General features: G+C 51.3%; 17 protein-coding genes and 1 pseudogene. 6 read left to right on the top strand and 12 right to left on the bottom strand.

Going from position 1 to position 20,007, the window contains the following annotated elements:
- Complete coding sequence (locus tag NYE85_RS02855; RefSeq protein WP_259002823.1) at nucleotides 1–1,365, top strand: cytochrome c; 1,365 nt, start codon at nucleotides 1–3, stop codon at nucleotides 1,363–1,365.
- A 136-nt stretch (nucleotides 1,366–1,501) separates the two neighbouring features.
- Here NYE85_RS02855 and NYE85_RS02850 read toward each other — a convergent pair whose 3' ends face one another.
- Both NYE85_RS02850 and NYE85_RS02845 read right to left on the bottom strand, forming a co-directional pair.
- Nucleotides 1,502–2,209 carry a carboxymuconolactone decarboxylase family protein gene (locus NYE85_RS02850; protein ID WP_259002821.1) on the bottom strand — a complete coding sequence of 236 codons (708 nt, stop codon included), beginning with the start codon at nucleotides 2,207–2,209 and terminating at the stop codon, nucleotides 1,502–1,504.
- Between the two features lie 176 nt (nucleotides 2,210–2,385).
- On the bottom strand, nucleotides 2,386–2,736 hold the full coding sequence (locus tag NYE85_RS02845) for a cyclophilin-like fold protein (RefSeq protein WP_259002820.1): 351 nt from the start codon (nucleotides 2,734–2,736) through the stop codon (nucleotides 2,386–2,388).
- A gap of 312 nt (nucleotides 2,737–3,048) precedes the next feature.
- Here NYE85_RS02845 and NYE85_RS02840 point away from each other — a divergent pair, with 312 nt between their 5' ends.
- Nucleotides 3,049–3,942 (top strand): LysR family transcriptional regulator, encoded by an 894-nt coding sequence (locus NYE85_RS02840; protein ID WP_259002819.1) that lies wholly within the window; start codon nucleotides 3,049–3,051, stop codon nucleotides 3,940–3,942.
- A 236-nt stretch (nucleotides 3,943–4,178) separates the two neighbouring features.
- On the opposite strand, the gene NYE85_RS02835 is transcribed toward NYE85_RS02840, so the two are convergent.
- The 6 genes from NYE85_RS02835 to NYE85_RS02810 all read right to left on the bottom strand — a co-directional run bounded on the left by NYE85_RS02835 (nucleotide 4,179) and on the right by NYE85_RS02810 (nucleotide 10,031).
- Nucleotides 4,179–4,859 carry an SDR family NAD(P)-dependent oxidoreductase gene (locus NYE85_RS02835; RefSeq protein ID WP_259002818.1) on the bottom strand — a complete coding sequence of 227 codons (681 nt, stop codon included), beginning with the start codon at nucleotides 4,857–4,859 and terminating at the stop codon, nucleotides 4,179–4,181.
- A gap of 1 nt (nucleotide 4,860) precedes the next feature.
- The gene (locus NYE85_RS02830) at nucleotides 4,861–5,331 is read right to left on the bottom strand and encodes a YhcH/YjgK/YiaL family protein (protein WP_259002817.1); all 471 of its coding nucleotides are present in this window, start codon (nucleotides 5,329–5,331) and stop codon (nucleotides 4,861–4,863) included.
- Nucleotides 5,328–6,494 (bottom strand): exo-alpha-sialidase, encoded by a 1,167-nt coding sequence (locus NYE85_RS02825; RefSeq protein ID WP_259002815.1) that lies wholly within the window; start codon nucleotides 6,492–6,494, stop codon nucleotides 5,328–5,330. The genes NYE85_RS02830 and NYE85_RS02825 overlap by 4 nt, the downstream gene beginning before the upstream one ends.
- 1 nt (nucleotide 6,495) lies before the next feature.
- The gene (locus NYE85_RS02820) at nucleotides 6,496–7,908 is read right to left on the bottom strand and encodes a sodium:solute symporter family protein (protein ID WP_259002814.1); all 1,413 of its coding nucleotides are present in this window, start codon (nucleotides 7,906–7,908) and stop codon (nucleotides 6,496–6,498) included.
- A 76-nt stretch (nucleotides 7,909–7,984) separates the two neighbouring features.
- Entirely contained in the window at nucleotides 7,985–8,869 is an 885-nt protein-coding gene (locus NYE85_RS02815) for a dihydrodipicolinate synthase family protein (RefSeq protein WP_259002812.1), read from the bottom strand.
- A complete protein-coding gene (locus NYE85_RS02810) occupies nucleotides 8,862–10,031 on the bottom strand; it encodes an iron-containing alcohol dehydrogenase (RefSeq protein ID WP_259002810.1) in 1,170 nt (389 codons plus the stop codon). The genes NYE85_RS02815 and NYE85_RS02810 overlap by 8 nt, the downstream gene beginning before the upstream one ends.
- Nucleotides 10,032–10,204: 173 nt before the next feature.
- Here NYE85_RS02810 and NYE85_RS02805 point away from each other — a divergent pair, with 173 nt between their 5' ends.
- From NYE85_RS02805 to NYE85_RS02795, 3 genes are read left to right on the top strand one after another with little or no spacing between them, the layout of a single operon-like run.
- A complete protein-coding gene (locus tag NYE85_RS02805) occupies nucleotides 10,205–11,422 on the top strand; it encodes a D-threonate kinase (RefSeq protein WP_259002808.1) in 1,218 nt (405 codons plus the stop codon).
- Nucleotides 11,415–12,401, top strand: a complete 987-nt coding sequence (locus NYE85_RS02800; protein WP_259002807.1) for a D-threonate 4-phosphate dehydrogenase — start codon at nucleotides 11,415–11,417, stop codon at nucleotides 12,399–12,401. Before NYE85_RS02805 ends, NYE85_RS02800 begins: the two co-directional genes overlap by 8 nt.
- Before the next feature lies 1 nt (nucleotide 12,402).
- Nucleotides 12,403–13,164: a DeoR/GlpR family DNA-binding transcription regulator gene (locus NYE85_RS02795; protein ID WP_259002806.1), complete on the top strand. Its 762-nt coding sequence runs from the start codon at nucleotides 12,403–12,405 to the stop codon at nucleotides 13,162–13,164.
- Between the two features lie 118 nt (nucleotides 13,165–13,282).
- Here the strand turns inward: NYE85_RS02795 and NYE85_RS02790 are convergent, their stop codons facing one another.
- From NYE85_RS02790 to NYE85_RS02775, 4 genes are all read right to left on the bottom strand, one after another.
- A complete protein-coding gene (locus NYE85_RS02790; RefSeq protein WP_259002805.1) occupies nucleotides 13,283–14,137 on the bottom strand; it encodes a fimbrial protein in 855 nt (284 codons plus the stop codon).
- Entirely contained in the window at nucleotides 14,122–16,482 is a 2,361-nt protein-coding gene (locus NYE85_RS02785) for a fimbria/pilus outer membrane usher protein (protein WP_259002804.1), read from the bottom strand. The genes NYE85_RS02790 and NYE85_RS02785 overlap by 16 nt, the downstream gene beginning before the upstream one ends.
- A gap of 95 nt (nucleotides 16,483–16,577) precedes the next feature.
- A complete protein-coding gene (locus tag NYE85_RS02780; RefSeq protein ID WP_259002803.1) occupies nucleotides 16,578–17,147 on the bottom strand; it encodes a fimbrial protein in 570 nt (189 codons plus the stop codon).
- 21 nt (nucleotides 17,148–17,168) lie between these two features.
- On the bottom strand, nucleotides 17,169–17,873 hold the full coding sequence (locus tag NYE85_RS02775; protein WP_259002802.1) for a molecular chaperone: 705 nt from the start codon (nucleotides 17,871–17,873) through the stop codon (nucleotides 17,169–17,171).
- A gap of 1,653 nt (nucleotides 17,874–19,526) precedes the next feature.
- Here NYE85_RS02775 and NYE85_RS02770 point away from each other — a divergent pair.
- Nucleotides 19,527–20,007: pseudogene (locus NYE85_RS02770) on the top strand (klebicin D activity protein); the annotation flags it as partial.

The following is a 20,007-nucleotide window of genomic DNA, read 5'->3' as shown; positions in this document are numbered from 1 at the left end:
TTGAAAAAAGCCCTGGTCATGCTATTGCTCATCGGTGCGATCGCGGCGCTGGCTATAGCGTGGTTTGTCACTCGCACGCCCGCGTCTCCCTTTGACAAGGTAAACGCCTTATCGACGCCAACGGCTGAGTTGATCCAGCGTGGTGAGTATGTCGCTCGACTCAGCGACTGTGTAGCATGCCATAGCACACCGGACGGTAAGCCGTTTGCCGGCGGCCTTGAAATGGCGACCCCGATGGGGTCAATCTTTGCCACCAACATTACGCCTGACAAGCAAACTGGCATCGGCAACTACAGTTTGGCTGACTTTGACCGGGCATTACGACAAGGGGTTGCCGCCGATGGCCATAGGCTCTACCCGGCGATGCCTTATCCCTCTTATGCCAAGCTCAGCGACGAAGACGTACAGGCGCTGTATGCCTTCTTCCTGCACGGCGTTTCTCCGGTCAGTGAGCAGAACAGGCCCAGTGAAATCCCCTGGCCGCTGAACATGCGTTGGCCGTTGTCATTATGGAATGCCCTGTTCACCGAATCGGAGCCTTATCAGGTGAAAAGCCTCACCAATACCGGCGAAGAGGAGGCATTGTGGAATCGCGGCGCCTATATTGTTCAAGGTGCTGGCCACTGTGGCAGTTGTCACACGCCGCGCAGTATTGCGATGAATGAGAAAGCGCTGACCGAGCGCAGTCCGCTCTACCTTTCCGGCGCATTATTGGACGGCTGGTATGCACCAAGTCTGCGTGGCGATCACAATACCGGACTCGGCCGCTGGAGCGAGGAAGATATCGTGCAACTGCTTAAAACCGGCCGTAACAAGCACGCCGTGGTATTCGGCTCGATGACCGAGGCTTTCAACAATTCGACGCAGTTTATGACGGACTATGACCTCAAGGCGGTCGCGCATTACCTCAAATCACTGCCGGGTGATGCGGAACGTGACGGCGAGCCTTGGCAGTATGATGCCAGCGCTGACAATACGCTGTCGCCAGAGCAGAGGTTGGCGGTCCCGGGGGCGAAAATCTTCGCGGCGAAATGCAGTGCCTGTCACGGTTCGGACGGGCGTGGCCAGGGGCAATGGATCCCGGCGCTTGCCGGCTCGGCCTCCTCGTTAGCCAAGGAAAATGCCTCTTCTATCAACATTACGCTAAACGGCTCCATGCGGATTGTTGCCAATGGCGTGCCTGATGCCTATCGCATGCCGCCGTTCCGCAACCAACTCTCAGATCGGGAGATTGCAGAGGTATTGTCGTTTGTCAGGACGTCGTGGGGTAATCACGGTGGCGCGGTGCAGGAAGCCGAGGTCAAGCAATTGCGTGAACGTACGGATCCGGCCAGCAGTAACGTCATCATTTTGCAGATGCGTTGACGTTATGAGGTTGGTTCGTGCCGGCATTCGAGCCGAGCGCTGGCTGCGCCTCTGCGCGGCGGTTTGAACTGGCGTATCCTGTAGCAAAGGCGTGCCTGGAAACCCGGCACGCCTTTTTACTTATCCTTGCGAGCAATTAACCGTCTTTTCTGGCGTTAAACACCTCTTTAAACACCGGTAAGGCAGAAAAGACGTTTGGCCAACCGGCGACGAACGCCAGTTGGGTCAACACTTCGGCCGCCTGTGGCTGGGTCAGGCCGTTATCCATCGCTTTAGCAAGATGGAAGGGCACCTGAGCTACCTGACCGGCGGTAACCAGCGCACTGACGGTAATCAGGCTACGGTCGCGCGGTGCCAGGTCTGGCCGGAGCCACAAATCGGTGAATAGCGCACGAGTGGTGAAATCCACCACGCCGGGGGACACATCAGCAAAGTTTCCGGCCACCAGCGCCGCACGTTTTTGCTCAGCCTGCCGATCGAGCGGCAGCAGTTGAACCGCTCTGCCCGGCAGAGTGCTACTGTCAATGTGACGTTGTTCAAAGACCGGCCGGGTGGCGACTGCGGCGGCGGATGCGTTGGGCCAGCCGGCATAAAAGGCCAGATGGGTAATCACTTCCGCTATCTCTGCCGGCTTTACGCCATTATCCAGGGCCAGGTTAATATAGTGAGGCAGCTCCGTGGTATCGTTACGGGCGATCAGCGCGGCAATCGTCACCAGGCTGCGATCGCGTCGGGACAGCGCCGGCCGGTTCCACAGTTCTTGTTCAACAAAGGTGTCTGAATAGCCCGCCATTGCCGGAGCGACCTGCGCCACGGCGTTTTGTACATCGGTCTTGTGCGTCATGGTGATTGTGTTCCTGTCTGAAATACCGTGATTAATGCAGCCGGTCAGTAGCCATGCGCAGGCTAGTGCCGGTAATAATCGTTTCGTCATCTGCGGGTTCGCCTATTGCCGAACTGTGGGAAGGTCGCTTTTTCATCCATGCAACGCGCGCCGTTTGCCTGGCGAGAGCCACTGAATTACTGGGCGAGTTCGAACCTTGCCGTGTAGGTTTTTTGCTGGCCGGGAACGGCATTGGGATCGTCGAACTGACCGAGTTGTATCAGCCCGGAGGCGTAACCATGGTCTTGATAAAACAGCGCCAGATTTCCCCATGGGGCATAAAATGTAATGTCGCCTTTCCGTGCGGCGGTGCCGGCTGGTGAGTCCGAGACGGTCAGGCGAGAGGGCAGATCGCTGATTTTTTCCGTCGCAGCATAGTCCTGTAAGGTCAGCGTGAGCGGCAGCAAGGCGACAAAGTCTTTGCTTGCCTGGCTGTGGTTAAGCGTGGCCGTACTGGTATGGCCATCAATGATAATATTCAGTTTCATCGGTATATCCTGATGGTGGGGGGGCGGCATACTTTGCCGTGATTAATGCCGGAATGGAGCCCGTTGGCAAGGGGGGCTTGCCAAGGGAGAACATTCCGCTATTTATTCCCGATCAAGGTCAGAATAATTAAGTGCTCAGTTTTAGCAGAGCGCGTTTTATTTTTTAATAGCCGCCAGCTGAATAGAGTGATGAGCAGATTTCATGAATAATGGCGACGGTGGGTATTGGCAAAACGGCCCGCAGTCAGGCGCGGATTCAGGTAATCTGTAGCCATTACCAGATAAGTGTAAGTATCGACCGGAGGGATGACATTGGCGCGCGAAAATTTGAACGATCTGACGGCATTTGTCATTGTCGCGCGTGAAAAAAACTTCACCAGAGCCGCGGCACAGCTAGGCGTATCCCAATCTGCGCTCAGCCATACCCTGCGTGCGCTTGAAGCACGGCTGGGGATGAAGTTGCTTACCCGCACCACGCGCAGCGTCGCCTTGACGGATATTGGCGAGACATTACTCGAGGGCCTTGGTCCCTATATCGATGGGATCCAGGCACAACTCCAGTCTTTAAAGGATCAAAATAATTCGCCGTCAGGCACCATCCGCATTTCCACCTCGGATTATGCCATCAACACCGTAATATGGCCGAAGGTTGATCGGCTGTTAAAAACCTATCCGGATATTAAACTGGAGTTGATTGACGATTATGCGCTGACGGATATTGTTCAGGGGCGCTTTGATGCCGGAACGCGTTTCGGCGAGCAGATTACCAATGGCATGATCTCGGTGCGTATCGGCCCCGATGTCAGATTCGCCGTGGTGGGAACGCCCGGTTATTTTGCCCATCGGGATATCCCACAGCACCCGACCGATCTGCTGTTGCATAATTGTATTAACCTGCGTTTTCCGACCTACGGCAATCTCTATGTCTGGGAGTTCGAGAAAGACGGTAAAAGCGTTAACGTGAAGGTGGAAGGGCAGCTGGTGTTCAGCCGTATTTATCAGAACCTGGATGCGGCGCTGAAGGGGTATGGTCTGGCACATGTGCCGCGCGACATCGCCGAACATCATATTGCCAGCGGGGAACTGATCAGCGTGCTGGAAGACTGGTGCCCCTGGTGGGATGGCTACTATCTGTTTTATCCGGAACGCCGCAATCACTCCAAAGCCTTTATGCTGCTGCTCGACGCGTTACGCCACTATAAATGACCTGCCATAGCTCGGCAGCCGTATCCCTTTCCGACCCCTCGCTACCACCACGGCTGGTTCCATGTTGTTATGTTGGGCTTTTTCCGCTCAGGCTCAACCGGCAACCGGCAACCGTCGATCAGGAAAACGTCTGGGGATTGGGCGTTGGCGTCGTCAGTAGCCAAAAGGCCTATAAATCCACCGATCGCGACATCACCGTGATGCCATGACTGCACGTGGATAACCGCACTAAACAGCTAGCCAGTAAGCGATGCGCCGCCACAGATCATTATCTCCTGCCCGGTGATAGCGGCGGCCTCCTCGCCAAGCAAGAAATTCACCAGCCCCGCCACTTCCTCTGGCGTGATGAGACGGCCAATCGGCGGATATTTCGGGGGGGATGTTTCCCGCCCCGGCGCGCTTAACATCGGCGTTTGTGTTGCCCCTGGGGCGACGACATTTGCGGTGATCCCGCGTGGAGCAAGTTCTGCAGCCCAGCTTCTGACCATACCAACCATCGCCGCCTTGGTAGCAACATACTGTGAGCGACCGGCTGCTCCACGAGACGTTCTGCTACCTATTGCCACAAACCGACCGCCTGGCTCCATGTCAGGCGCAAAATGGTTAAACAGGGTTTCACACGCCTGGATGTGCAACCGCCAGAGCGAGGCGCCAATGTCGCTATCCAGGTGCCCCAGCGGCGCGGCTGCCATCATCCCGGCGGCGTGGATCACCGCCTGGGGCGGGGAGAGCGTCTGTAACGCGGAATTCAAGGCGGCCGGATCGCTGATATCAACGCGCAGGCTCGTGAAGTTAGCCGTATCCAGTACCACCGGTCGCCGACTGAGGCCGGTCACTCGCCAGCCTTCCGCCAGCAAACGTTTAACGATCGCTTCACCAATACCGGAGCTGGCGCCGGTCACCAATGCATGACGCATTTCAGGCCTCCAGCATCGAGCGGGGGATTTTAAAAACCGCTTTGCGAACGGTCATCGGCGAATCTACAGCGCACAGTGCCTGGTGTGGTTCTCCAGGATAAAAGACCGCAAAGTCACCCGCGCCAAGACGGATCGCAACGTTGTGTTCAGAAGACGATGTAATAAAAAGATCGGGTTTACGTTCTTCGTCACCTAGCTGCTCAACGGAACGCACGCCGGCATAAATACGCTCGTCACCGGCCAAAACAATCTGAATATCTGCCCACTGATGGTGGTATTCCGTATGTCTGTCTTCGCGCGGCTGCGTTTGCGCAGGGCCGATATGGCAAAACCATGCGGCATCTCCCGGCTGCCAGAGCCCGTCATCGCGCGCGCTGAGCGCCTGCAGCGTGGTGTCCGGGCGGGATAGGACGGCATACAGCACCGGCGGAAGCCCAGCCTGCTGCAGGGCATTAAGATGTCCTATAATCATGCGGACTCCCTCACCCATTCCGGCGTTACGCGCACGTATTTAATGGCCTGGCGGAAATAGGTATAGGCAATGTGCAACGCACCGTCCGGACCCTGTTTAATGCTCGGGTAGGAGAATTCGCGGTTCAGTTTCTCCATGGAGTTGTTGGTCATGCAATAGCCGTCACCCTCATCCAGGTGACGTTGCCACGGCCAGCTTTTTCCTCCATCTGGTGAAATGGCGATGGTCATCGGCGCACGCGGTGCGCCCCAAAAGGCCGCAGGCCCACCGGTGACGACAGGCTCTTTGCGGCTCTCGTCATCGTCAATCTCATCGTACAGCGAGGCGCGTCGCTCCAGCGCCCCGGCTGCACTCATGTGATTAAACACCAGCGCCAGTTCGCCGCCAGCAAGCGTCGTCACCTGAATAGAGGAGTTGTTATTTGGCAACGTAGTGGGCTCAGGCACAGACCAGCTCTCGCCATTATCCGTTGACTGGCTGTAGTAAATATTGTCCGCCCAGCGGCTACGGAACAAGGCCACCAGAGTGCCATTGTTGAGCGGGGTGATGTTCATATGCACGCAACCCAGACTATCCGGCACCTCAACATCACGCCAGGTTTTGCCGTGATCTCCTGATATTTTCACCGCGCTGATGTCATCGTTGCCGACCCATTTCTCACCGGGCCGTGTACGGCAGTAAAACACCGGGAGCAGCCAGTTGCCGTTTTCCAGCACAACAATCGGCTGACGGATAAAGGTGCCTGGTTTATCCAGCAGGGTATTGATTTCGCCCCAGCTGTTACCCAGATCGTGAGACTGGCGATAGCGCACGATGGCTGTGTCTTGATTACCGGAAATCTGCGCGGTCCACAGTAACCACAGCACATTATCAGGAGCCAGAAACAGAACCGGGTTTTGCTCGGAACGCGTCGCGTCGTCTGAGAGTTTTACCGCTTCGCTCCACTGCTGGCCGCCAGGCGCCAGACGTGAACCCCATATAGAGATGTCTGCAATACCTTCCTGTGTGCCGCCAAACCAGACGCACATCAGTGAGCCATCCGGCAGCGGCAGAAGGTTAGCCGCGTGGTTTTGTGGGCAGGAGGACGGCAGCATGGCTGTCTTCATGCGCATGTCCTGCGGTTGTGGGCGAACAATGCCGTCGCGGGTTACGGTTACAGACATATCAGACTCCATTATCTTCAGCGGGGACGGGGGCTTTATCCTGCGTCTTCCCCGGAATGAGACGCTCAATCACCATGATGACGGCAGGGGTCAGCAGAGCGATATACATATTGTTGATGCCAAACGGATCGCCCAGCAGATACCAGACAGAGGTCGCCACGCAGGCACCGATCAGGCCAGCGTTAGCTCCCCGCGTGCTGCGGAAGAACGGGGCGTAGAACGCGATGACAGCCACAACGGAAATTGACAGGCGAATGGCGCGAGTGAAGAACGAAAGTTTCAGGACTTCTGGCACCAGCAGCACAAAAATCAGCGGCAGGAAGCCAATCAGCAGGGAGATCCAGCGTGTGGCCTTAAACTCCTGCTCGGGCGTTGGGTTGCGCATCGGCACGTAAAAGTCTTTCACCACCAGTGAGGCGATGGCCAGCGCAACGGTACTGACGCTGACGAAGATAGACGCTACCAGAGATGTTGTCACCAGACCGGCCAGCCACGGGTTCATATCCTGCAGGAAAATCGGCATCGCATACAGGCTGTTGATTTCCGGGTGCAGATATTTTGCCGCCACGCCGATGACTGCAATCGCCAGTGCAATTGGCAGGCAGAAGAAAAATGCCACCCAGGTCGAACGTTTTGCAGAGTTGACGTCTTTGGTGGAGGAAATCGCCTGGATCACAAACTGGGTACAGAAGATGGAGCCAATGGTGCCGATAAGCCATGCAAAAATGGTAGAAACACCGATGTTGCCATCCCAGGTCCAGTAGTAGTCTGGCATTTTTTCAATCATTGGCGCGAAACCGCCGGTTTTGGATAGCGCGAAGCCCATGATGACCAAAATACCGAAGTATTTCAGCGCACTGTGCAGCACGGTCACCCATGCCACGCCCTTCATGCCGCCAAAGGCAAAGTAGAAGGTACTGACGATGGCGGTAATGAAGGCTGCCACCGGCAGATTGACCTTCAGGACAGTGGAGATAGCCGCTGCGCCACTGACGTAGTTACCCACGTTAACCAGCAGCAGGGCGTAGATCATAATAATGGAGATAATGTTTTTGGTGCTGTTGCCGTATTTCTCTGCAATGGCGCCAGAAATGGTGATTTTTCCGGTGTTGTAAATGCGTTTGACCAGCAACAGGCCAAAGAGCGGGAAGCCAATCGCCGCGCCGATGACGGACCAGGAGGCGGCAAAGCCGCCTTCGAATGCGGCCTGCGCCGTGCCGATGGTAGATTTGGCGCCAATATACTCAGACATCAGCAGAATCCCGACGATAAATGCTGGCATCGCACGGGAGCCTTCCATGAAATCACCGGAGTTTTTACTCCGTATCCGGAAGGTCAGCCAGGTGGTGAACAGAATGTAGGCAACCACAATGCCGACAATAATAAGGGTATCTTCAGCGGTAAAATTATTCATCTATGCCTCTCTTCAGGGCGAGTGAATCCTGGGCACCAGCAGAACCCGGTATTCTTATTGACGAAACTCACGCCATTTAATTAACCAATGTTGTCACTATGCGGCGTATCTGTTGTTGTTGTTGCTCGTTAAACGTAACGGCGTAGCGGCTCTCTCCGACGTCCTCTCCCATGAGCTGCAACGCTTTTTTGACCGCAGCAGGGGAAAACGCCACGTTATACAAATCAGTGCGAAGCTGCGTGACGCTCTCCTGCGCCCGGCGGGAGCCGTCGATATCACCCGCGTTAAAGCGCGCCCAGATGGCGTTAATCGCCGCTGGTGCAACGTTCGCCAGCCCGGAAATACAGGCGGGGCACCCGTCGACAAATCCCTGATGAATAAGGGAGTCCGGGCCGTTGAGCACGTCAAATCCGTCAATGTCACGCACCGCATTGAGGAACCCGGTCAGGCTCTCGTAACTCCCGGCACTGTCTTTGATGCCGATAATATTGGGGTGCTCAGCCAGTGCACGGGCGGTGGCAGGTTCAATGGTGTTGCCGGTACGCGCCGGAATGTTGTACAGGTAAACCGGCACGCTTAGCGCATCGGCAATGGCCATGTAATGCGTGACAAGCTCGGCTTGCTTGAGCGGCACGAAATAAGGGGTAATGACCGATACGGCATCCACGCCCAGTGAGGCAATGTGTTTCCCCAGACGGATGGTGTCGCGGGTCGAGATTTCGCCGATGTGGGCTACAACAGGCGCGCGCCCTGCGACGGTTTCCACACAGGTACGGGTGACGGCGATTTTTTCCTCTTCGCTCAGGACGAAGAACTCACCGTTTGTTCCGCCGCAAAAAACGCCGTTGCCGGCATCAAGCTGACGGGCGATCTGTCGTTCCAGGCCGGAAAGATTGAGGGCACCTTCGGTGTCAAAGGGGGTGACGATAGCCGTCAGCACGCCCTTAATGGTGTTACGCATTAATCACTCCTTCGATATCAATTTTGGGGAATAGTGTCCGGTAAATGGCCTGCACCTCGTGGTAGTCAGGCTGGCAAGGGGCGTTATTCATCAAACGTTTAACGTTGAGTGCAGCCTCGCTCAGGGAGGCGATGTCCTCTCGCGGTACCCCCAGCGCTTCAAGATTGTCTGGCAGGTTGAGCCTGCGGACCAACGCCGCAAAGTATTCCACCAACGCGTGGGATTTTTCCTCGTCTGACAGGGCGGTATCCGCACCTGGCACCAGATCCCAGACCTGTGCGAACTTCGCAACCGTATGGGGGCGCACCACGCGCATGCACGGAGCCAGAAGAATGGCGTTGGCTACACCGTGCGGCAGGTGGTATTTCCCTCCAAGGGGGTAGGAAAGCGCATGAACCAGGTGAGTACCGGCATGGGCAATCGCCACACCGCCATAATAAGAAGCCCACAGCATCTCCAGCTTTGCCACCAGGTTGCCCGGTTCGGCGCAGGCCGTTTCGATATTGTTCAGCAGCTTGTACAGCCCGGTCAGTGCGGCGTTGTCACTCACCGGATTTGCCACCGTCGAAGTGAAACACTCAATCAGGTGACACAGGGCGTCAATACCCGTCGACGAGGCTATGTGCGCCGGCATGCTGGTGGTCAGCTCCGGCAGCAGCGCGACGTAATCGGGCAGCAGCACGGGGGAAATTATACCTACCTTCGTGTTCTGCTCCGGTATCGCCAGAATGGCGTTCGGCGTGGCTTCTGATCCCGTACCGGCAGTGGCCGGTATCAGCAAGGAAGGAATACGGACAACGGGTTTTGTTCCCGCCAGCAGGGTGTCCAGACCCGGTGACTGCGGATGACACAGCACAGAGAGCAGTTTTGCCACGTCCAGCACGCTGCCGCCGCCGATCCCCACCACTAAATCGTAAACGCCTGATGTCATACCGTGCAGCAACTGGCTGACATCGTGGTGCGAGGGTTCCGGTGGCACATTGTCGATAACCGTGACGCTGCGGTTGTCCTCTTCGAGGATCTCCCGGATCTGTTGTGCCGCTTCCAGACGCGAAATATTGCCGTCAGTGACCAGTAAGAGCCGTTCTTTTCCAGCAAGCAACGGCCTGATGGCAGGAATGGCACCTGCTCCGCTGATGATTGTGCTGTTGATGGTTACCACATTCTTCTCCTGTCTCTGTGTCCATGATTGATTTCGCTCAAATTAGAACAGTCATGGGCATCGTGTGGCTAAATTTATAATTTATTCGCAAACTGAATAACTTGATCTTGCTCACATATCATCAATCGTGATTGAATATAATCATTAACAGGATGAACCAGCCCGGAGTGGGAATGAAAGAGAACAACCTGTACAGAGATGTGGTCGTGGTCGCAGATGATTTTACCGGTGCTAACGATGCGGGCGTCAGCCTGGCACTGCGCGGTAAAAAGGTCTGCGTGGCGTTTCATACTCCCGTTGGCGAATCAGCAGATGCGCTGGTTATTAATACTGATTCCAGGGCGTTACGGGCATCAGAGGCGGCTAAAAAAATCGCGCAGCTTGGCGCGGATATCGCGGGTGCCCGTTGGCTTATTAAGAAGATTGATTCCACGCTGCGCGGAAATGTCGGGGCTGAAACCGTTGCGCTTCAGGCACTAAGTGGTAAGCGGCAGATCATTATCGCACCGGCATATCCATCCGCCGGGCGGACCACGCAGCGCGGCAAGTGTCTGGTGAACGGCATTCCGGTGAATGAAACCGAATTTGCCAGCGATCCGAAAACGCCAGTACCAGCGGCGGAGATTATGGATCTTTTTACCGGCCATGTTGGTAAAAACGTGACGGTAAACACGCTGCAAAACGCGCTGGCGCAAGGAACAGAATTGCTGATTGTGGATGCAGTAAGCGATGACGATTTAGATGCCGTTATCGCCGCCGCGCTGAGCTGCGAACAGACGCCGCTGCTGGTGGGATCTGCCGGGCTGTGCGATGCACTGGCGCGCCACCTTGCTCCTGTGCGGCGTAAACAGCTGCTGGCCGTCGTTGGCTCTATGAGCGAAATTGCTCAACGCCAGATCGCGTTGGCCGCAGGAGAGCCTGGCGTGGCATCAGTATTCATTGAAGTTAATGATGTTTTGAATGGCGTGACAGAGGGATATCTCACGCAGATCACGCAGGCATTTGCGGCTGGCAAACACTGCATTGTTCATACCTGCCAGGACCAGGCGTCCCGTCACCAGGTCGAACTGCTTTGTCAGAAACATCAGGTTACCCGTGCGCAACTGGGCCAACGTATCTGTTCGTTTCTGGGTGAACTGACCCGGCAGGTACTTGAGACGCGCGCACCGGATGCGTTGTACGTCTCCGGTGGTGATGTGGCGATGGCCGTTGCCAGCGCGTTGGGCGCGCAAGGGTTTGAAATTACAGGGCGCCTCGCACAGTGCGTGCCGTACGGAAAGTTTTTGGGTTGTGCCTGGCTCAGGCCGGTAATGACCAAAGCAGGGGGCTTCGGAAATCAAGAGACGCTGCTTGAGGTTTTGCATTTTATCGAGGAGAGACTGAGTGACTAATATCATTGCTGTAACCATGGGTGACCCGGCCGGCATTGGCCCGGAGATCATTATTAAGTCCCTGACTGAGGGCGAATTGTCTGGAGCGCCTGTCGTGGTGGTGGGCTGTGCCCGTACGCTACAACGGGTACTGGAAAAGGGGATCACGGCGCATGCCGATATTCGCCTTATCGATAAGGTCAGTGATGCGCAATTTGCGCCAGAAGTGATTAACGTTCTGGATGAGCCGCTGGTTGACCCTGATGCGCTGAAGCCTGGCTGTGTTCAGGCTCAGGCTGGCGATTTGGCTTTCCGCTGCGTCAAGCGCGCTACCACGCTGGCAATGGCGGGTGAGGTGAAGGCTATCGCCACGGCTCCGCTGAATAAAGAGGCACTGCATCTGGCCGGGCATCATTACCCTGGTCATACCGAACTGCTGGCGCATCTGACAAACAGCAAAGATTACGCCATGGTATTGTACACCGATAAACTCAAGGTGATTCACATCACTACCCACATTGCGTTGCGTAAATTCCTTGATACGCTCAACCAAGATCGGGTAAAAACCGTGATCGGTATTGCAGATATGTTCCTGAAACGCGTGGGATTCAATAATCCTCGTATTGCAGTCGCGGGCGTTAACCCGCATGCGGGAGAAAACGGCCTGTTTGGTGATGAAGAGATCAGGATTGTCGGGCCTGCCGTTGAGGCCATGAAGGCGCAGGGGCTAAACGTCACCGGACCTTGTCCTCCGGATACCGTATTTATGCAGTGCCACGAAGGAATGTATGACATGGTCGTTGCGATGTATCACGATCAGGGACATATTCCGTTAAAATTACTCGGTTTTTACGACGGGGTGAATATTACCGCCGGATTACCGTTTATTCGCACTTCTGCAGACCATGGTACCGCGTTTGATATTGCCTGGACCGGTAAAGCGAAGTCTGAGAGCATGACGGTGTCTATCCAGTTGGCTATGCAAATCATACGGGAATAATATGAAGGGATATAACCGGTTAGAGCAGATAATGGATTACCTGAAAGGGCACAACCTGGTGACGGTGGATCAACTGGTGGCGATTACCGATGCCTCTCCGGCGACGATTCGCCGCGATCTGATTAAGCTCGATCAGGAGGGCGTCATCAGCCGCACCCACGGCGGCGTCACTCTTAACCGGTTTATTCCTTCCCAGCCTACGACACATGAAAAAATGCAGCGCAATCTGGCGGAAAAACATGCTATCGCCCGCGCGGCTGCGAGTTTTGTTAAAGCGGGGGATGCCATCGTACTGGATGCAGGAACCACGATGATTGAACTCGCCCGCCAGTTGACTCACCTGCCGCTACGCGTGATTACCAGCGATCTGCACATTGCGTTGTTTCTCTCGGAATTTAAGCAGATTGAAGTGACGATCATCGGCGGACGAATCGATGATTCGAGCCAGTCCTGCATTGGCGAGCACGGGCGTCGCCTGTTGCAGAGCGTTTGGCCTGATGTGGCATTTGTGAGCTGTAACGGCTGGGACATTACCCACGGCATAACCTCACCAACGGAAGAAAAAGCTGCGCTGAAACGTGATTTGATTGCCAATGCCAAACGCCGCGTATTGCTGGCGGACAGCTCTAAATACGGCGCCTGGTCGCTCTTCAACGTGGCACATTTGAATGCTTTAACGGATATCGTTACTGACAGGCGCCTGGCCGAAGATATCCAGAGCGAACTCAACCAGCTTGAGCTTCAATTTCTCTTGGCGCAGTAGGATCAAACAGGCTCAATCATTGAGCCTTATTTGTTGGTTCTGACCTATCCCTAATAGCGTTGTCATGCCGGGAAGCTCTTATAGTACAATAATTTTCGATAGCCAAACTTACCTCCTTCTAACGCATGGTGAGCGTTACTGTGGTACTGATATTAATGTTGCCAGCCTGTGGCTGCTCGTTAGGGATACGCAGTAAAACCGCGGTAAAAGTATTGTCGTTCAGCGGGGTAGACGCCTGATCGCCGAGAGTAATCTGACCATTGCCAGAGTTCTTCAGATTAATACCAATCCCTTTAAGGTTGGTTCGCATGGTATTACCTTGATAGGTTTCACCCATATAGTTAAATGATATCAGCACGTTACGGTAGTCATCGTTATTGCTGCAGCTAATCGGCAGAGAAAAACTTTTTTCAGCCAACTGGCGGCTGGCCGATTTTAAGTTAACGTCAGGAAACTTAACGTCAATTCGTTGTGCAGTAAATGAACATGGCATGCTGTCAACTCGCAGATTGTTCATCGTCAGCAACACGTTGCTGGTTTCGCTCTGTAATTGCATCAGTGTACCGGGTGTATATAAACCACCGTGAATTTCATTTGTGGCATATAAACGCACACTGTAGTGCGCACCCGTTAAGGGCTTGTCCTGCCCTGGAACCAAACATTCTTCCCCTTCCTGCTCGCATAAACTAAAACCGATTCCCGGAATGGAAGACAGATAAATCCCACGTTGCGGATCCCAGAGCGGGGGGGCGGTAACTATCCTGACACTTTTGTCATTTTGCCCAAAAAACGCATACAAATTAATTGGTACCGTTTTTAATAGGGTAAGCGGCTGAGTCCGATTATTAACCCGAATGGTGCCGCCGCTTAGATGAATACTGTTTAGCGAGCTAGTATTCCGCGGTGCAGCATGTAACTGTACCACCTGAAACAGCAAAAAAAGGACTGCTGATCTTTTTAATGTAATTCGCATACGACATCCCATATAAAATTTTCATTTTTTTTAACCAGAGAGCAAAGAATACGCTGGTTATTTTTATTGTAATGAAGTGGCCACATGTTTTTATCGACATTGATATGCGCAACGCCACTCCCTGAAATAATACCTACCATATTTCCGTTCGCACTATACAAGGCATTACCGAAAGGTATTACATTCCCTTGTTTGTCCAGTACGCGAATAAACTGTTTTTTCTGTGGGTGAGCAGAGAAATCCAGCTCAACGATGGCTCCATCGCGTGGTGTTGCAGAAAGAATTTCATCTTGAATTTCAATGTTTTTATTTTTAGAGTTGTTTAACAACATTTCTTCATTATGATGATATGCAACTATGTCTGAAATTAATGCATTACCTTGGGAATCCGTATGGACGTTCTGCGCGTTATCCACAGAGAGTTCAGGTACGTGATCGGTGTGCACCAGAGCAGCCGCACTACCAAGTTTCTGCCCTAGGGTCAGGCCATGGTGATGGAGAATGGCGGAACCTTGCATACCGAGCGTCAGCCTCTGCCCTTGGCTACTGGTCTGGAAGTCGCCGGACCAGTAGCCAAATTCACTGAGATAATTAAGTGAGGAGTCGATCTCCTGCTCGCCGCCGGTGCTCAGCATATTTACGCCATAGCTCAACTCATGCTGTTGCAGCAAGCTGCCGGTCAGAGCCACCTGTTCAGATTCATATTGCTGACTGCCCGTATGGATGACTGAAAGGTAGTGATTTTTCTCCCGACCCAGGGGGATAGAAACTGCTACAGAAAAGGTTCTGTCATTACAGCCATCGCTGCGGCGCTGAGTGTCAATGCTGCTGATAAGGGTGAAGCGAGTGAAATCGTAATTTACGCTGCCCCGGACATCGGTCGTTTCTGAGCCGTTCCAGTTATTCTGATGGGATAACGTGAATATCAGATTACCGTGATCAATCATCTGTTCCAGCTGCACTGAAGCCTTTTGCCTGAAGCCGGTTTCACTGTGGTTGAATGAGGAGCTTGCCGCATCGGTTAGTTCAGCATAGTTTGCCGACGTTTGCTGTTCATAACTGGCAGACAGATAGGTATTAGCCTGCCCCAACTCACGATTGATACCTAATTTGAACTTTTCAGCGCGTCGAATTGCATCTTTTGCCAGCGAATTCTGGCTAAAATTCATGATGCCGTACAGGGCGCCAAGATATCGTGCGTTCACACCGATACCTGCAGAGGCGTTAGCATAATTCTCCGCATACATCATGCCACCCAGCAGGGTCACGTTGTTGCTGAATCCGTACTGTATATCGCTTTCAAACAGCGATGTTGAGTCAGCGAAAGAGTTTCTGACTTTCCCCATATACAGCGCGTACTTTAATACGCTGGCGGGCACTAGCATTTCATTATTGTTATAGGGTTGGTAATAAACATGCTCGTTGCCGTTTGATTCCCGAACGATAATTTGCAGATCGCCAGCGCCAGACGTCGCCGGAATATCTTTAATTGAGTAGGGGCCTGGCGTAACTTTGCGTGTGGCAATTACATACCCATTCTGGCGGATTGTAATGATAGCGTTGCTGCTGGCAATGCCGACTATCGCTGGTATATATATTTTTTCTTCTTCAGAAAACATATCCTGGTTTGAAGTCAGTGAAACGCCTCGAAGAGGCAGACTGGAAAAATAAAATCCAGAAGTATTAAAATCTCCCACTAATGCGGTGCTGCGTAAAGTGTCAATATCGTGTCGGATGTAGAAGTTGCTGCTGAGATAGGACAGGGCTTGCTGACCGTTATTGGTGAGGTAACCATTATTACGCAACTGAAAACCGCCGACATTAATACCGTTCTCTAGCGTGCCGTAAACGCTGAGCTCATCCGATGAGGCTTTGGTATGAGCCTGCTCATACTGTAGGGAATAATTGGTAAAAGCCGCGTTGATACCATCACTCCATTCATCTACACTGGCTACATCGTCCTCGGTAGAACATGAGTAGTTTTGTTGCGGAACGGTAATTGTAATAGTTTGTTCACCCTGATCGACATCAACCTTTCCCAGTGGAATATAGATATTCAACGGTAGATTAGCTAATTTATCTGCATTGTGTTTAAATTTTATCCCCCAAGTAGATAATTGGATGGCGGTGAATAGAGGCTGAACCTTTCCTTTATATTCTCCGACGGTAATTTTTGAATTTGCTAATGGATTATCATTAATAATCACCTTCAGCTCATACTCGCCTGGAAGCAGATCGTTGCCTTTATTAAACCAGGTGGCGTCAACCGTTGCATTACCTTTGTTTTCCAGTAGGGAAAGATCAAATTGTTCGGTACCTTGGACAGGAAAACTGATCGCCAGCATTAAAGCAGCAGATCGGAATATTCGACTGCACATAGCTCGTCTTCGATTAAGCCTACTACAGGCGGAAAGCATCCATTATTTCCGCCTGTATTTAGTTATTTATAAGATACTATAAAAGTAGCATCCGCTGAGACGTAGCCACCTGTCACGTTATCACCGTCACGCGCGTATTTGACAATAAAACCAATATTGTCATCAGTGCTCATATTCAAGTTGTCAAGGTAGTCGGTCTGCGGTAGGTCGGCATTCAGCGTAAGCGGCGTATCCACTGCTTTATCAGAGAAAAGCTCCAGACCGGTGCCACTATCAGAACCAGAGGTATTGGCAAGAATAAATGGTAGATTCTTATCGCTGGTTGCATCCAGAGCGATGGAAATGTGTTGGGCTTCTGCTTTAGAAGCACAGCTCAATTTCAGAGAAAAATTCTTCTTTGCAGTATCAGTTGCAGCACCCTTTTGAACTTTAGTTAATTCACTTGCCTGAACGTCATCAAGTTTCACATCCTGACTTGGTGAGGTAAATTCACAGGTCGGAGCGGTGACTTTGCCTTTAAAGTGCACAACTGTTGTATCAGTAAGTCTTACGGGGGCTTCACTCCCGGCAAAAGTGCTTACAGAAGTCACTGCCAGAATAGTGGCAGCCGCTGTCATGGTAAATCTATTCACTTTTTCCCTCTTGGATTTTTATTAATGTACTTTTTTCTGAACTACATCAGAAATGTCACCGAAGTCGTTAATTATGGTGTAATTAACGGTATCTGCCTGTGTCGTATTACCTTTTTCAATCAGGATAGTACTAAACGGCGGAATCATATCTGCTTTAATATTTTTTTCTTTCCTATTATTAAGCCAAACTTTATCAAATGTTATATAGTATGGGGTCGGGTTATTTGCCTGAAGCCCGGCTGAACTGTGTTTCCACTCAATATCTTTATAGGCGCTATCCATATCTGCCGGCACCTCTTTCGGACGAAAGAATATTTTCACTCGGGTGCGCATCACAATAGCCAGCTGCGCACCGCCTAAGGCCTTATCTATTTTTGGGATCTCTTTCACATTCAGCCAATAGAACTGTTCTTGTGGCTTATTTATCAACGCAGGATTAATCGCACTGATACGCAAGGCTACTTTATGCAGAGCCGCGATCTTCGCCAGTGGCGGGTCGACAAAAATATCCTGTTGCATTTTCCCATCTTTATCTTCTATCCAGCTCTGTATCAAATAATCATTTTTCGTTGGATTACTGATTTTAACCATCGCCGACTGTACTACCGCACCAGGATATATAACTCGGTTTTGATCAAGTATCAGTGAAGCATTTGCTACAGGGCAGATAGAGAAAAAAATAAACAGCAGTTTAGCTATTTTATTGGATATTATTTGAATGGGCATGGTTCCATTATCCTGATTAATGGCAATAATTAGTTTTGTTATTCTTCTGCTTACATTTCATAAAGGCGACATCCCCAGATGCACCGACAACAGAGCAATGTCACGATTGAAATGTCGGCTTTAAAATACGTTCATAGATAGCGTTATTGGTGAGAATGGCTATAAGTATTATCAGCGTAGCGATGTTTAACATGCCTGGGGCGTGATTTTCCTCGAAAGCCGCTCTGCTGATGGCCGCCATCATTTTATTCCGTTTCATATAAATATTAACTCTAATGCAAGGTGTCAAAGCTGATCGACTTTAGCGCTAATTCGGTTGAGGTAAGTATACATACAGCAGAGAGATCGACAATAGCGTTCAGTCATGTGGTTTAGATAGCCAAAATCTTTCCACTAACAAATAAAAGGATGCATGTTTTTATTTGCGTCGTTTTTATATTCTTTAATAATCAATAAGTTGAATCTTAGTCGTGGAAGTGTTAATTGGTATCGATAATAATTAGCATTTTCATTGATTACATTTACGCAATTATCTTGGAAGATATTTTACCTCCTCCATTTAAAATCCATTTAATATATCCTCAGTAAATATAAATGTAGATTAAATGAAAAATATTTCAAATTGTGAATTATTATGTTCTTTATAGTACTTGAACTGAATGTGGTGGGATTGCTCGAAATATACCCCTGTAGATAAAGAGTTCCTCAGTCAAGGGATAGCGGGTTTGTTGAATACATCGAATTTTTAGGTAACTGGCGGATCTGAACGTTGATCCGATAGACGATCCTGATCTCTTCCCCAAATCAGCGCCAGGCCATCTCCGGCGATCGGTTGATGTAGAAATTATGACCGAGGGCAGGGCTCGGGTCACGGAGAATAATTCGTTTTGCTGATCGGTCATTGCGTCGCGAATTTTTCCGCTTTCTGGAAATATACCATAAATGGGAATCATGTACAGACATACAGGAGAATAAAAAGGATCGTCGAACGATCCCTTTATATCTATATGTAGTAGCGCGTTTAGCTGCGTTTGCTACCACATATAGTGTTTTAACGGGGGGGCAGAGGACGATCGCCGTTTGCCGAGAATTACAGAAAATGGAAAGGGTGATCACACCATAGGGAAGACGGATCCCTCCAGGCCAGTTCCTCCGGCTAACCAGCCAAGATTAACCCTTGGCGATTTTTTCCGTGAAAAGCACAAAGCGGAAACCCCGATCCCGTAACGATGGGAAGAGGGTCGTTCCATCAAAGGACGAGTACACCTCCGCCTTCAGCATCATCCACGATGAGTAAATCTTCTGTCGCCAATTTCGTGACTATCATCTATTTCACTCGGTAGTTTGAGTTTTAATTGTGTGTAGTAAACCACACAACCGGTTCACATATATCAATCAATGGAATCCACGTATTATCCAAGGCAGAAATAAAGTGAAATCAATTATGTCTAATGAGTATGTGTCAATTGTTGAGTGCAACATAGAAGTTGTACGAGACATTATTAAATTCAAAAACATGATGAGGATATAATTATTCCAAGCTGGGGTTCTTATGGCGATGGAACTAATTGGAGCAGTGAGCGTGGGAGCGGCCGTCAAACAGGTATTCACTGGGGCGGTGGCAGTAATGGTGGCGGGGCAGCGTCAACCAGCGTGACAATTTTAAAACCGGGTGAATCTCACAAAAGTAAATTTGGGACAGTGACGATCAATGCCGAAGGTTATCCTGTTATGAATGGTATCGTGATGGCTGATTTCAATTCATCGTTGGTGGATGACGGCGCGTATGGAGTTACTCGTGTATTGAAATCACTAATTCAAGGCACGCAAACGTTACGTGGCGACAATCTAAATAAATTTAACATGGGCGGGGTGTTTTATTCCCTCCTAGGACATAAGAATGTGGTAGATACTGGTCGATTCTTTGGTGCAAATAACGACAGTCCTGAGTATTACTCTAAAGTTGAGAATAATCTATTTTCAGTAGTGGTTTATAATGAAAAACAAGACCTTTATCCTTCTTTAGTTTCAGGAAAACACAGTGCTAATTCGTCAGCAAGGCGTTATCAACATAATAAAGCAGAGGATCAGGTACGCGCCTATCTCAATGAAATTAATGCGGCGGTGAGATTCA

The sequence above is a fragment of the Serratia sp. AKBS12 genome (assembly GCF_024793895.1).
Lineage (GTDB): Bacteria > Pseudomonadota > Gammaproteobacteria > Enterobacterales > Enterobacteriaceae > Serratia_F.
The sequence above is the reverse complement of the archived record's forward strand: the minus strand, read 5'-3'. Positions and strand labels throughout refer to the sequence as shown.

What these genes read in the sequence shown, in the direction of transcription:
- NYE85_RS02850 (WP_259002821.1), bottom strand. Translation starts at nt 2,209, where the DNA reads ATGACGCACAAGACCGATGTACAAAACGCCGTGGCGCAGGTCGCTCCG.
- NYE85_RS02845 (WP_259002820.1), bottom strand. Translation starts at nt 2,736, where the DNA reads ATGAAACTGAATATTATCATTGATGGCCATACCAGTACGGCCACGCTT.
- NYE85_RS02835 (WP_259002818.1), bottom strand. Translation starts at nt 4,859, where the DNA reads ATGCGTCATGCATTGGTGACCGGCGCCAGCTCCGGTATTGGTGAAGCG.
- NYE85_RS02830 (WP_259002817.1), bottom strand. Translation starts at nt 5,331, where the DNA reads ATGATTATAGGACATCTTAATGCCCTGCAGCAGGCTGGGCTTCCGCCG.
- NYE85_RS02825 (WP_259002815.1), bottom strand. Translation starts at nt 6,494, where the DNA reads ATGTCTGTAACCGTAACCCGCGACGGCATTGTTCGCCCACAACCGCAG.
- NYE85_RS02820 (WP_259002814.1), bottom strand. Translation starts at nt 7,908, where the DNA reads ATGAATAATTTTACCGCTGAAGATACCCTTATTATTGTCGGCATTGTG.
- NYE85_RS02815 (WP_259002812.1), bottom strand. Translation starts at nt 8,869, where the DNA reads ATGCGTAACACCATTAAGGGCGTGCTGACGGCTATCGTCACCCCCTTT.
- NYE85_RS02805 (WP_259002808.1), top strand. Translation starts at nt 10,205, where the DNA reads ATGAAAGAGAACAACCTGTACAGAGATGTGGTCGTGGTCGCAGATGAT.
- NYE85_RS02795 (WP_259002806.1), top strand. Translation starts at nt 12,403, where the DNA reads ATGAAGGGATATAACCGGTTAGAGCAGATAATGGATTACCTGAAAGGG.
- NYE85_RS02790 (WP_259002805.1), bottom strand. Translation starts at nt 14,137, where the DNA reads ATGCGAATTACATTAAAAAGATCAGCAGTCCTTTTTTTGCTGTTTCAG.
- NYE85_RS02785 (WP_259002804.1), bottom strand. Translation starts at nt 16,482, where the DNA reads ATGCTGGCGATCAGTTTTCCTGTCCAAGGTACCGAACAATTTGATCTT.
- NYE85_RS02775 (WP_259002802.1), bottom strand. Translation starts at nt 17,873, where the DNA reads ATGCCCATTCAAATAATATCCAATAAAATAGCTAAACTGCTGTTTATT.